At 71.8% G+C, this 13,190-nt stretch carries 11 protein-coding genes; 8 read left to right on the top strand and 3 right to left on the bottom strand.

Annotated features, from left to right (window positions below; all coding sequences use genetic code 11):
• Positions 1-127: 127 nt before the first annotated feature.
• Positions 128-1,981 carry a dihydroxy-acid dehydratase gene (gene ilvD, locus QUY26_RS16690; protein WP_289947392.1) on the top strand — a complete coding sequence of 618 codons (1,854 nt, stop codon included), beginning with the start codon at positions 128-130 and terminating at the stop codon, positions 1,979-1,981.
• 229 nt (positions 1,982-2,210) lie between these two features.
• The gene (locus QUY26_RS16685) at positions 2,211-2,546 is read left to right on the top strand and encodes an SH3 domain-containing protein (RefSeq protein ID WP_289947391.1); all 336 of its coding nucleotides are present in this window, start codon (positions 2,211-2,213) and stop codon (positions 2,544-2,546) included.
• Between the two features lie 121 nt (positions 2,547-2,667).
• Here QUY26_RS16685 and QUY26_RS16680 read toward each other — a convergent pair whose 3' ends face one another.
• On the bottom strand, positions 2,668-4,986 hold the full coding sequence (locus QUY26_RS16680) for a serine/threonine-protein kinase (protein ID WP_289947390.1): 2,319 nt from the start codon (positions 4,984-4,986) through the stop codon (positions 2,668-2,670).
• A 195-nt stretch (positions 4,987-5,181) separates the two neighbouring features.
• On the opposite strand from QUY26_RS16680, the gene QUY26_RS16675 reads away from it, so the two are divergent.
• The 5 genes from QUY26_RS16675 (at position 5,182) to proC (ending at position 9,720) form a co-directional block, all read left to right on the top strand.
• Positions 5,182-5,712: an EamA/RhaT family transporter gene (locus QUY26_RS16675; protein ID WP_436840343.1), complete on the top strand. Its 531-nt coding sequence runs from the start codon at positions 5,182-5,184 to the stop codon at positions 5,710-5,712.
• Between the two features lie 328 nt (positions 5,713-6,040).
• Positions 6,041-6,775: a class I SAM-dependent methyltransferase gene (locus QUY26_RS16670; RefSeq protein WP_289947387.1), complete on the top strand. Its 735-nt coding sequence runs from the start codon at positions 6,041-6,043 to the stop codon at positions 6,773-6,775.
• A gap of 255 nt (positions 6,776-7,030) precedes the next feature.
• A complete protein-coding gene (locus QUY26_RS16665; protein WP_289947385.1) occupies positions 7,031-7,840 on the top strand; it encodes an ABC transporter ATP-binding protein in 810 nt (269 codons plus the stop codon).
• 50 nt (positions 7,841-7,890) lie between these two features.
• On the top strand, positions 7,891-8,628 hold the full coding sequence (locus tag QUY26_RS16660) for an ABC transporter permease (protein WP_289947383.1): 738 nt from the start codon (positions 7,891-7,893) through the stop codon (positions 8,626-8,628).
• Between the two features lie 168 nt (positions 8,629-8,796).
• A complete protein-coding gene (gene proC / locus QUY26_RS16655; protein WP_289947381.1) occupies positions 8,797-9,720 on the top strand; it encodes a pyrroline-5-carboxylate reductase in 924 nt (307 codons plus the stop codon).
• Between the two features lie 88 nt (positions 9,721-9,808).
• Here the strand turns inward: proC and QUY26_RS16650 are convergent, their stop codons facing one another.
• Positions 9,809-10,393 carry a cysteine hydrolase family protein gene (locus tag QUY26_RS16650; RefSeq protein ID WP_289955761.1) on the bottom strand — a complete coding sequence of 195 codons (585 nt, stop codon included), beginning with the start codon at positions 10,391-10,393 and terminating at the stop codon, positions 9,809-9,811.
• 185 nt (positions 10,394-10,578) lie between these two features.
• Between QUY26_RS16650 and QUY26_RS16645 the strand changes: the two genes are divergently transcribed.
• Positions 10,579-11,568 carry a GlxA family transcriptional regulator gene (locus tag QUY26_RS16645; protein ID WP_289955759.1) on the top strand — a complete coding sequence of 330 codons (990 nt, stop codon included), beginning with the start codon at positions 10,579-10,581 and terminating at the stop codon, positions 11,566-11,568.
• Here QUY26_RS16645 and trpS read toward each other — a convergent pair.
• Positions 11,505-12,533, bottom strand: a complete 1,029-nt coding sequence (trpS, locus tag QUY26_RS16640) for a tryptophan--tRNA ligase (protein WP_289947379.1) — start codon at positions 12,531-12,533, stop codon at positions 11,505-11,507. The genes QUY26_RS16645 and trpS overlap by 64 nt on opposite strands.
• Between the last annotated feature and the right edge of the window lie 657 nt (positions 12,534-13,190).

The following is a 13,190-nucleotide window of genomic DNA, read 5'->3' as shown; positions in this document are numbered from 1 at the left end:
CGGCGAGGTCCGCCCGTGAGACGGCCGTCCCGGCATCCGGACACCCTGTCCGGATCTTGGATCGGCGGCGTACGCTCGGCCCTAGTCACACATGCCCCGAAGCATGACTCTTGAGGAGCGAGCGACGATGCCCGAGCTGAGGTCCCGCACAGTCACCCACGGCCGCAACATGGCGGGCGCGCGCGCCCTTATGCGGGCCTCCGGGGTACCGGGCGCGGACATCGGCCGGAAGCCCGTCATCGCCGTGGCGAACTCCTTCACCGAGTTCGTGCCCGGCCACACGCACCTGGCCCCGGTCGGCCGGATCGTGAGCGAGGCCGTCCGGGAGGCGGGCGGCATCCCGCGCGAGTTCAACACGATCGCCGTGGACGACGGCATCGCGATGGGCCACGGCGGCATGCTGTACTCGCTGCCGTCCCGCGACCTGATCGCGGACTCCGTCGAGTACATGGTGGAGGCGCACTGCGCGGACGCGCTGATCTGCATCTCCAACTGCGACAAGATCACCCCCGGCATGCTGATGGCGGCCCTGCGCCTGAACATCCCGACGGTCTTCGTCTCCGGCGGCCCCATGGAGGCCGGCAAGACCACCCTGGTGGACGGCACGGTCCGCAAACTCGACCTGATCAACGCGATCAGCGACGCGGTCAACGAGAACGTCTCGGACGAGGACATCCTCCGCATCGAGGAGAACGCCTGCCCGACCTGCGGCTCCTGTTCCGGCATGTTCACCGCCAACTCCATGAACTGCCTGACGGAGGCCATCGGCCTGTCCCTGCCCGGCAACGGCTCGGTCCTCGCCACGCACACGGCCCGCAAGGCGCTGTACGAGCGCGCGGGCGCCACGGTCGTCGAACTGACCAAGCGGTACTACGAGGGGGACGACGCCTCCGTCCTGCCGCGCAACATCGCCACCCACGCGGCCTTCGAGAACGCCATGGCGCTCGACATCGCCATGGGCGGCTCCACGAACACGATCCTGCACCTCCTCGCCGCCGCCCAGGAGGCCGGGGCCGGGTACGACCTGTCCGACATCGACGCCGTCTCGCGCCGCGTCCCGTGCCTGGCGAAGGTCGCGCCGAACGTCGCGCCGACCACGACGTACTACATGGAAGACGTGCACCGCGCGGGCGGCATCCCCGCGATCCTCGGGGAGCTGTACCGCGGCGGGCTGCTCAACGAGGACGTGCACACGGTCCACTCCGCCTCCGTCAAGGAGTGGCTGGACGCCTGGGACATCCGCGGCGGCTCGGCCTCCGCCGAGGCCGTCGAGCTGTGGCACGCGGCTCCCGGCTGCGTGCGCTCCGCCGAGGCGTTCTCGCAGTCCGAGCGCTGGGACACCCTCGACACGGACGCGGCGAACGGCTGCATCCGCGACGTCGCGCACGCCTACTCCCAGGACGGCGGGCTCGGCGTCCTCAAGGGCAACCTGGCGGTCGACGGCTGTGTCGTGAAGACGGCGGGCGTCGACGAGTCGATCTGGACGTTCGAGGGCCCGGCGGTCGTCTGCGAGTCGCAGGAAGAGGCCGTCGAGAAGATCCTCAACAAGCAGGTCGTCGAGGGCGACGTCGTCGTCATCCGCTACGAGGGCCCCAAGGGCGGCCCCGGCATGCAGGAGATGCTCTACCCCACGTCCTTCCTGAAGGGCCGCGGCCTCGGCAAGGCCTGCGCGCTCGTCACCGACGGCCGCTTCTCCGGCGGCACGTCGGGCCTGTCCATCGGTCACGCGTCCCCCGAGGCGGCCTCCGGCGGCACGATCGCCCTCGTCGAGGACGGCGACCGCATCCGCATCGACATCCCGAACCGCTCGATCGAACTGCTCGTGGACGACGCCGAGCTGGACCGCAGGCGCGAGGCCCTGGGCGGCGTGTACGCCCCGAAGTCCCGCGAGCGCAAGGTCTCGCAGGCGCTGCGGGCGTACGCGGCGATGGCGACCAGCGCCGACAAGGGCGCCGTGCGGGACGTGTCGAAGCTGGGCTGAGGCCTGCGGGGCCGGGCGGGGGCCGGTGGGGACGGGCCCGACGTATGGCCCCGACGTACGGCCCCGACGTACGGGCCGGACGTACGGGCCGGACGTCGTTGACGGTCGGCCGTCGAGACTGTCCTGCTTTGTCCTGCAACTGGTGTGATGCGCGGGCGCGTCTATGGTGTGGAGTACATGCCATGGGCGGCCCGCGCCGCCCGTTTCACGGGGGATACGGGGTAGCAGGATGAGCAGTGAGGAATTGACGGTGACGGCTGGGGCAGTGGGGGCTGCCGAGCCCGACGGGACCGACATCGCCGAGGTGAGCGCCGAGGCCGCAGCGGCCCGCAGCTACCCCGTCGTCGCGGACGTCAACGTCCGCTCGGGCCCGGGCACCTCGTACGCCAAGGTGGGCCGCGTCCGGGCGGGCAGCCGCGTCTCCATCAGCTGCCAGCGGCCCGGCGAGACGGTCACGGGCCCGACCGGCACGTCGAGGATATGGGACAAGATCGGCAGCGGCCGGTATGTGTCGGACACGTATGTGCGGACGGGGAGCAACGGGTACGTGGCGCCGCGCTGCTGAGACGCGGCGACCACCGACGGCATGAAGCCGCCGGGGTCCGGTGGATCCGGGCTCCGGCGGCTTCGCCGTGTGACTGCCTGCCCCCCGGGGCAGACCCCGCTGCGCCCCGAGGAAGGGCCCCTCAGCCCGACTTCGGCGGCTTCGCCGTGTCGAAGGCGTACAGCAGGTTGCCCGACCCCGACACCACCGCCACCCGCCCCACGAACGCCACCCGGGGGCCCGTGCGCAGGCTGCCGTCCCCGTTGACCTTCGGGTCGGTGGACCACAGGCGGCGGCCGTCGCGCGGGGCGAGCGCGGCGACCCGGCCGCCGCTCGAACCGAAGTACAGCGCGCCCGGCCCGGCGCTCGGCCCCGCCGCGCCCTCGACACCCGTGTGCCGGGCCCACCGGAGCCGGCCTGACCCGGCGTCGACCGCGCTGACCCGGCCGCTCTGCTCCGTGAAGTACACCGCGTCGCCGACCAGCAGCGGCGATCCGCCGTACGCCTTGGGCAGCCGGGCCGTCGTCACCTTGCCCCGCGCCGCGTCCAGGCGCAGCACCGCGTCGTACACGACGACGCCGACCTCCTCGCCCGCCCGCTGCCGTACGAGGACGAGCTGCCCGCCCTTCGCGCCGAGCGGCTGGACCGGCCCGTCCAGCGTGACGGCCCGCCCCGGCTCGCCCGAGACCGGGTCGACGCCGCGGACCGTGGCCCGCCGCGCCAGGCCGGCGGTGAGCTGCGCCTTCGGCACGCACATCACGTACGCGTGGCCGCCCGCGCCGAGCGGCGCGCACTGGCTGCCCGCGGGGAACGGGACCGTCCACAGGCTCCGGCCGGAACGGGCGTCCCTGCCCTCGATCCGGGTGCCGTCCGCGTCGGCCGTCAGCACGGTCGACCCCACCACCGCGGCGTCCGCGGCGCCGGGGCCCACGACGGACGTGGACCGGGCGCCGAACGGCGCGGACCACAGCTCCTTGCCGCGCGCGGCGTCCAGGGCGACCACCTCGTCGGGCCCCGACCCCTCGGCGGCGAAGCGGTAGCCGACGACGGTGCGGCCGCTGTCCGCGAGCCCGGCGAGGGAGGTGTCCTGGACCGGTACGCCCGGCCCGCCCACGGTCCACAGCCGCTTGCCGTCGGCGACCCGGACGCGGGTGGCGACGGAGCCGCCGCCCCCGCAGTACACGGAGTCGCCGTGCGGCAGACACCGCACCTCGTCGGGGATCTTCGCCGTCCCAGCCGGTACGGACTGCCGCCACGGCCGGAAGCCGTCGGGCAGCGCCGGGCTCGTCGCGGCCACGTTGCGGCCCTTGTCGTCCTGCTTGGCGTCCGAGCTGTCGTCGGACCGGCTGACGAGGGCGAGGCCCACGCCGAGGACGGCGATGGCGGCGACGGCGGCGAGGACGGGGCGCCAGCGGCGACGGGGGCGGGTGAGGGCGGGGGAGGGGGCCGCGTGGGCTCCGTCCGTGCCTGCACCCGCGCCGGAGGCCTTCTCGGAAGCCGTCCCGGAGGGGGCCCCGGAGGAGGCGCCAGAGGTGTCGTGCGACCCGCGGGTGTCGTGCCCCCTGCCCGTGTCCCGCCCCCCGCCCGTGTCCCGGGAGAGATGGTGCTGGGTCCGGGTGTCCCGGGTGCGCCCGCCGCCCGAGGCGACCTCCAGGTCGGCGGGCAGGTCGCGCAGTCGGACGAGGAGCTCGTCGACGGAGGGCCGGGCGGCCGGGTCCTTGGTGAGGCACGGCTCGACGGCGGTACGCAGGGCGTGCGGTACGTCGCCGAGGGCGGGCGGCTCGTGGACGACCTGGTAGGCCGTCATGTAGGGGGAGTCCGCGTCGAAGGGCCCCTGCCCCGTGGACGCGTACACAAGGAGCGTGGCCAGCGAGAAGACGTCCGAGGACGGACCGACCCCGCGCGGGTTCTGCAACTGCTCGGGCGACATGAAGGGCGGCGTACCGATCACACGCCCGGTCATCGTCAGCGTCTGCTGGTCGGCCGCGCGCGAGATGCCGAAGTCGATGACGCGCGGCCCCTCCGGGGAGAGGACCACGTTGGACGGCTTGAGGTCACGGTGGACGACGTCGGCGCGGTGGATGTCGCGCAGCGCCTCGGCGAGCCCGATGGCGAGGGAGCGCAGCTCGGCGCCGCCGATCGGCCCGCGCCGCGCGATGCGCTGGGCGAGCGTCGGGCCTTCTATGTACGAGGTGGCCATCCACGGGTGCGGCCCCTCCGGGTCGGCGTCGACGACCGCGGCGGTGAACGCGCCGCTCACCCGGCGCGCCGCGGCGACCTCCTGCCGGAACCGGATGCGGAACTCGTCGTCGTCCGCGAACTGCTGGTGGATCAGCTTGATCGCGACCGGCCGCCCCGACGCCGTACGCCCGAGGAACACGGTGCCCATGCCGCCCGAGCCGAGGCGGGCCTCGACCGGGTAGCCACCGATCTCCTCGGGATCCCCTGAGCGGAGCGACACCTTTCGACCTCCGTTCCGGCGTTCCGGTCGTCCCCTGTGCGTCATGCCTGTCCGCACAAACTAGCGGCCGGGGGGACGGGCGAGGCAAGGCGGGGGACACCTTCGGCGTGGCCTGCAGCGGGGGAGCGGGGCGCAGCGGTGAGCGGGGCGCAGCGGGTGAGCGGGCTGCGTGCCTGCCCGGGCGATAATCGACGCGTGAGTGACCAACCGCGTGACGAACCCCGTACCGAGCCCTCGTCCGAGCTGTCGTCCGAGGACACGGCGCCGGGGCCCCGGCCCGAGCCCATCCGCTTCTTCGGCACGAGCTGGGTCGAGCACACGGACCGCTACGGCCTGCGCCGCGTCGGTGTCGCGGTCGGCTCGCTGGCGGCGGCCGTGGCGGGCTGCCTCGTGCTGCGCTTCGCGTACCAGGGCCTGGAGATCGCGGACGTGGGCGCGTTCGTGAACATCCTCGTCGTGATCATGTTCGCGGTCTGCAGCGCGATCGCGTTCCGGCGTACGTGGGAGGGCTTCTCCAAGCGCCACGACCCGCAGTCCGTGGCGCAGATGCGCAGCCTGATGATGATCGGCTTCGTCGGCTCCCTCCTCGCGTACTTCTTCCGGACGCTGAAGGAGGCCCCCGGCGAGAAGCTGCACCGGGAGGAGTACGCGACAGCGCGGGAGCAGTACGAGAAGCGGACGGCGCGCAGGACGAAGAACCCGTCGAAGCGGAAGCGCAGGAAGTAGCAGGGCGCGCTACGTCGGCGGGGCGAGGCAGCAGGACGACGTTCCCGGGAACCCCGGCGCGGTCGGCCGACGGGGCAACGATGACCTCATGCCGAGCCACGAGGACCACCCACTCCCGAGCCCGAGCCTGCCCCTGAGCCCGAGCCCGAGCCTGCCCCCGAGCCCGAGCCCGAGCCCGAGTGCGGCCCCGAGCCCGAGCTCACCCCTGAACCCGGGCCCGAGCCCGGACGCGAGCCCGAATCCGTACCCGACCCCGTCTCCGCCCTCACCCCCGGACGCGAGCGCGGCCACGGGCGCACCCCCGCCCCACGCCCTCTCCTTCGACACGGTGGCGACCCAGTACGCGGAGGCCCGCCCCGGCTACCCGCCCGAGCTCTTCGCCGCGATCGAGGAGCTGGCGGGACGCTCCCCTGCGGGGGCCATGACGGTGGACGTGGGCGCGGGCACGGGTATCGCCACCCGACTGCTGCGGGACCGCGGGGCGCGGGTGATCGCGGTGGAGCCCGGCCCGGGCATGGGCGCGCAGCTGCGGGCGAGCCTGCCGGACACCCCCCTCGTACGCGGGGTGGGGGACGCGTTGCCCTTGGCGGACGGGTCGGCGGACCTCATCACGTACGCCCAGGCCTTCCACTGGACGGACCCGGCGAGGTCGATACCGGAGGCCCTGCGCGTGCTGCGCCCCGGCGGCGCGCTCGCGCTGTGGTGGAACACGCCGGACCCGGACGTCGAGTGGGCGGCGGAGCAGGAGGCACGCCTGAAGTCCCTGCTGCCGGGCTACCACGCGAGCGGCGTGAGCAGCGGCGCGGCGGCGGTGATCGAGGCGGTGGCCCCGGGCCTGGCCCCGACCCACCGCCGCCTGCACTGGACCCGCCGCATCCCCTTGTCCCTGCACCTGGCCCACCTGGGCAGCCGCTCGTACTTCGCGAGCCTGGGCCCGGACCGGGCGGCCCCGATCCTCGCCGCCGAACGAGCCCGCCTGACAGGCCTCTTCCCCGACAACCAGGTGGAAGAGGCCTACGCCCTGGACCTGACGGTCACACGCAAGCCCCTCACTCCCCACTAACCCCGGGGCCCCGCCCCCCCCGCCACCCCTGCCACTCCCGGCACCTTTGCCACTCCCAGCACCCCTGCCACTCTCGCCACCCCCGCCACTCCCGACGCGCTGCCCCGACGTGTCACTCCCGACGCGCTGCCTCGACGTACTCATCGCCGAGGCAGCGCCGCTTCGGCCTGCCTCGGCGGAGACTGCCCCGCCCGAAGGGGACACCCACGCCCCACCCCTTGACGGGGCCCACCCCCCACCCCGCATAATCATCACATGATGAATAACGAGCCCCCGCCCCCATCCCCACTCGGCCCCTCACCCCTCGCTCCCGCCATCGAAGCCGCCTCCCTCACCGCCACCCGAGGCCACCGAACAGTCCTGAGAGGCCTCACCTTCACCGTCCCGAGAGGCCAGATCACGGGCCTGCTGGGCCCCTCGGGCTGCGGCAAGTCCACCCTGATGCGGGCGATCGTCGGCACCCAGGCCAAGGTCACAGGCACCCTGAACGTCCTGAACCACCCGGCAGGCACCCCCGCCCTCCGCTCCCGCATCGGCTACGTGACCCAGGACCCGTCGGTCTACGACGACCTGACAGTCCGCCAGAACCTGGAGTACTTCGCCGCGATCCTGTCCCCGGGCCGCGGCGCCACGGCGACCCGTCGCCAAGAGGACGTGGCGAGGGCCATCGCCGAGGTGGACCTCACCACGCACGCGGACGCCCTGGCGGCCAACCTCTCCGGCGGCCAACGCAACCGCGTCTCCCTGGCGGTGGCCCTCCTGGGCGCCCCCGAACTCCTGGTCCTGGACGAGCCCACGGTCGGCCTGGACCCCGTCCTGCGCCGAGACCTGTGGGACCTCTTCCACGCCATCGCCACGGACAGGGGCACCACGATCCTCGTGTCGTCCCACGTCATGGACGAGGCGGAACGCTGCCACCGACTGCTCCTCATGCGCGAGGGCGAGATCCTCGCCGACGACACCCCCGAGGCCCTGCGCACCCGCACAGCGACGGAAACGGTGGAAGCGGCCTTCCTCCACCTAGTGGACAAGGCAAACGAAGCAACCAAGACAAGCGCCCCCTGACCCACCCGAACAACCCACACGCCCTCCCCCTCCCCCTCCCCGGAGCTCTCATGAACGCGAACCGAACCCTCGCCACCGCGGCCCGGGTCCTACGCCAACTCCGCCACGACCCCCGCTCCATCGCGCTGATGATCCTGGTCCCGTGCGTGATGCTCCTGCTCCTCCGCTACGTCTTCGACGGCAGCCCCCGCACCTTCGACTCGATCGGCGCATCACTCCTGGGCGTCTTCCCGCTGATCACGATGTTCCTGGTGACATCGATCGCGACGCTCCGCGAACGCACCTCCGGCACCCTGGAACGCCTGCTCGCCATGCCCCTGGCGAAGGGCGACCTCATCGCGGGCTACGCCCTCGCCTTCGGCGCCCTCGCCGTGATCCAGTCGGCCCTGGCCACGGGCCTGGCCCTGTGGGCCCTTGGCCTGGACGTGACGGGCTCGGCATGGCTCCTGCTCCTGGTGGCCCTCCTGGACGCCCTGCTCGGAACGGCCTTGGGCCTGTTCGTCTCGGCCTTCGCCGCCTCCGAATTCCAGGCGGTCCAGTTCATGCCGGCGGTGATCTTCCCGCAGCTGCTCCTCTGCGGCCTGTTCACACCCCGCGACAACATGCAGCCGGTCCTGGAGGGGATCTCGAACGTCCTCCCCATGTCGTACGCGGTCGACGGCATGAACGAGGTCCTGCGCCACCCCGACATCACGGGCGACTTCATCCGCGACGCGGCCATCGTCGCGACCTGCGCACTCCTGGTCCTGGCACTCGGCGCGGCAACCCTCCGCCGCCGCACCCCATGAGGACAGACGCACCCCGCGAAGGCAGCCGCACCCATCAGGGCAGACGCACCCTGCGACGGCCGCCCTCTGCCTCCGCCCTCCGCCGTCCGCTCACCGGACAAACCCCCACCCCACCCCCACCCGATGCGAGGATGACCACGAACGACGCACCCCGGGAGGGCCCCGCCCATGAGCAAGCCGACCAAGTCGAGCACGCAGCAGCCCGCGAGCGAGCCGCGCACCGCGAACGACGCGAGCAAGCCGCGCACCGCGAACAAGCGGAAGACCCCCAGCAAGCCGCACCAGAAGGTCGTCGCCGTCCTCGGCACCGGAAAGATCGGCGAAGCCCTGCTCAGCGGAATGATCCGCAGCGGCCGCGCCCCCGCGGACCTCCTGGTCACGGCCCGCCGCCAGGAGCGCGCCGACGAACTCCGCACCCGCTACGGCGTGGAGCCCCTCACCAACGCCGAGGCCGCCAAGCGCGCGGACATCCTGATCCTCGCCTGCAAGCCGCAGGACATGGCCTCCCTCCTGGCCGAACTCGCCCCGCACGTCACCACCGACACCCTCGTGATCAGCGCGGCGGCTGGCATCACCACGGCGTTCATCGAGGAGCGCCTGGCCGACGCCACCCCCGTCATCCGCGTCATGCCGAACACCCCGGTCCTGGTGGACGAGGGCATGTCCGTGATCTCCGCCGGCAGCCACGCCACGGCCACCGACCTGGCCCACGCGGAGGACGTCTTCGGCGCGGTGGGCAAGACGCTCCGAGTCCCCGAGACCCAACAGGACGCGTGTACCGCCCTGTCCGGCTCCGGCCCCGCGTACTTCTACTTCCTGGTGGAGGCGATGACGGACGCGGGTATCCTCCTCGGCCTCCCGCGCGACAAGGCCCACGACCTCATCGTCCAGGCGGCCATCGGCGCGGCGGTGATGCTCCGCGACAGCGGCGAGCACCCGGTCAAGCTCCGCGAGAACGTCACCTCCCCCGCGGGCACCACCATCAACGCCATCCGCGAACTCGAGAACCACGGCGTCCGCGCCGCCCTGATCGCAGCCCTGGAAGCAGCCCGAGACCGCAGCCGAGAACTGGCCTCAGGCAACAACTCCTAACGCCACCCACCCGCACGAACCCGACCCCGGTGGGCCGGCCCCAGCGGGCCGCCCCCGGCGTGACCACCACAGGCGCCTCGGACCGCCCCTACCCCACGCCCCCCAAAACCTCCCCCGTCCGAACCACCCGAGCAAACCCACCCCCGTGCAACGACACAGCCGAGGCCTGCCCGATCTCCTCAGCCGTCCGCCGCCACCCAAAGGGCCCCACCAGATCAAAGGTGTACGTCGCGTCATAGGCGAACAGCACCTCGTACCCGAGATTCCCGCCCATCCGAGCAGTGGTCTCCGCGCACATATTGGTCTGAATCCCGGCCACCACGATCTGAGAAACCCCGGCCTCCCTGAGCCACGCGTCCAGATCCGGCGTCCCGTAGAACGCCGAGCTCACACTCTTCGCCACGAACAGCTCACCCCCACCCCCCTTACCGCGCCGCTGCTCGACGTACTCCTTGAACTCGTTGCCCACATGGCCGGTCCGCAGCGGCGACTCCGGCTTCGGCGAGTCATGCCGTACGAACACGACCGGCCGCCCCGTCGCCTGCCACGCGTCGATGAGCGCGGCGATGTTGTCGTCAGCCTCCGGATTGTTCCGAGCGCCCCAGTACCCCTCCTCCTCGAAGCCCTTCTGCACGTCCACGACGACCAGCGCCGCGTTCTCCGCGATGTTCAGTGCGTTCTCCATGCCCACGATGCTGCCGCCGGGAGCCCCACCACCCCAGGCCTACAAAAGCCACCGATCGATGGTTTACTGCCACGGTGCCAGAACCCCGCACCACACCGCCTCCCACCGCACCCGACGCCACACCGCCTCCCACCCCACCCCTCACCCAGCCCTCCACCCCCCACTCTCAACGCATCGCCCTCCTCTCCTTCCCGGCCATCCGCCCCTTCGACGTCTCCGTGATCACCGAGGTCTGGGGCACCGACCGCACCGACCGCGGCGTACCCCCCTTCGACCTCCACCGCGTCGCCGCCGCCCCCGACCCCGTCCCCATGCGCGGCGGCCTCACCCTCACCCCCGACCGCACCCTCGCCTGGTTGAACCGGCTGACCGGCACCGACCTGATCGTCGTCCCCGGCCTGGACGACCACCTGGCACCGGCCCCACCCCCACTACTGGAGGCCCTGCGCCGAGCCCACGCGCGTGGCATCACGATCGCGGCCCTGTGCGGCGGCGCCTTCACCCTGGCGCAGGCGGGCCTCCTGGACGGCCGCCGCGCCATCACCCACTGGAACCTCGTCGACCTCCTGCGTACCCATCACCCCCACGTCACCGTCGTACCCGACGCCCTCTTCATCGAGGACGACAACATCTGGACCGCCGCCGGCACCGCGGCCGGCATCGACCTGTGCCTGCACCTGGTCCGCACGGCCCACGGCTCGGAAGCCGCCGCGACCATCGCCCGCTCGATGGTCACCGCCCCCTTCCGCACCGGCGGCCAGGCACAGTTCATCGAGCACCCCACACCCCGCGCCGACCGCGACGCCGACGCCCTCGCCACGGTCCGTGAATACGCCCTGCGTCACCTCCAGGAACCGCTCACCGTCTCCGACCTGGCCACCAGGGCGGGCATGTCGGCGCGTTCGTTCGCCCGGCACTTCACCGCCGCGACCGGCACCACACCCCTGCGCTGGCTCCTGGACCAGCGCGTCGCCGCCGCGCAGAAGCTCCTCGAACGCACCGACCTGCCCATGCCCGAGGTGGCCCGCCGCGCGGGCTTCGGCAGCGAGATCACGATGCGCCAGCACTTCGCCTCGCGCCTCGCCACCAGCCCACGCGCCTACCGCGCCACGTTCACCGGCACCGGCTCGGGCACCGCCGGCAGCAACCCGATCGCCCGATAGGCGGCATCGACCGTCGGTTTCGCCATCTCTCTCGCCCGCTCTGCCCCGGCCCGCAACACCTCCTCCACATACGCGGAATCCGCAACCAGTTCCTTGTGTCGCTCCCGCACGGGCCGCAGAAGCTCCACCACGGCGTCGGCGGTGTCCTTCTTCAAGGCTCCGTACGACTCGTATACACCGCTCAAGCCGTTCGGGTTCCCACCTTCACAAGCCGCGAGGATCTCCAGCAGGTTCGAGATGCCGGGCCGGGCCTCCCGGTCGTAGACGACCTCGCCGCCACTGTCCGTCACGGCGCGCATGATCTTCTTCCGCACCACGTCCGGCTCGTCGAGCAGATAGACGATCCCGGCCCCCGACTCATGGGACTTCCCCATCTTCGACGTCGGCTCCTGCAGGTCCATGACCCGCGCAGCCACCTCCGGCCGCGTCGCCCGCGGCACCGCGAACGCGTGCCCGTACCGCTGGTTGAACCGCACCGCCAGGTCCCGCGTCAGCTCGACGTGCTGCGTCTGGTCGTCCCCGACCGGCACCTCGTCGGCCCCGTACGCCAGGATGTCCGCCGCCATCAGCACCGGATAGGTGAGCAGCGAGAGCCGCACACTCCCGCCCCGCGCCCGCTCGACAGCGGACTTCTCCTTGTACTGGATCATCCGCCGCATCTCGCCGTCCGTGGCGACGCACTCCAGCAGGTACGACAGCCGCGCGTGCTCGTCCACATGGCTCTGTACGAACACGGTGCACCGCTCGGGATCGAGCCCGGACGCCAGGAGCAGCGTCGCCGCCTGCCTACTGAGCCTGCGCACCCGCCCGGGGTCGTGCTCGACGGTCAGCGCGTGCAGATCCACGACGCAGAACAGCGCGTCGGCCCGGTACTGATCCACATCCGCCCACTGCCGGATGGCCCCCAGGTAGTTCCCCAGCGTCAGATGCCCGGTCGGCTTGACCCCACTGAAGATCCGCGTCATCTCTGCTCTCCACCTCCAGAACGGGGCCGCCGTCCCGGCGACCGGGTTCAGGACCTCCGGAGGGAGATACGCGAACGGCCGCCGAAGCGGCGGCCGTTGAGTGCATGCGTGAGCTCGGCCGCCGTCAGGCGGCCCACCACTGATGGGTGCGCGCATGCGTAGTCATGTCCCCACAGTAGCGCGGCCAGGCCCGAAGTTGACACGTCCAGACCCGGAACGTAGTGTTCTCCGAGTTGCCCGACGTGAGCGCCGACCACTGGTCGGTCCCCGGGCGGCCATTCCGTAAGAACCATTCAAGCGATCGATGCTCAGCTTCTTCGTTTCCAGAAGAGGCCGCTGTCGGCTCGTTTCCATGCGTTTTTATGAAATGAGGAGTCCGCGTTCGAGAGGACGCCCCCGATTAGGTCGGGAGCCGAGATTCCGCTAAAGTCTCACTCGTCGGAACGGCCCAACAGCCGTGAAGACAGCCCAAGTTGACTGGGAATCAGGCCCGAAAGGATCTGATAGAGTCAACACCGCCGGAAGGCCGAAAGGCCGGAAAGCACCGAGGAAATCGGGTCGGAACGGGAAGCCGGAAAGATCTGATAGAGTCGGAAACGTAAGAACAAAAGAAACACCGAAGGGAAGCGCCCGGAGGAAAGCCCGCGAGGGTGAGTA

The organism is Streptomyces flavofungini (assembly GCF_030388665.1).
Lineage (GTDB): Bacteria > Actinomycetota > Actinomycetes > Streptomycetales > Streptomycetaceae > Streptomyces > Streptomyces flavofungini_A.
Note: the sequence above shows the minus strand (reverse complement) of the source record. Positions and strands in the feature narration are given on the sequence as shown.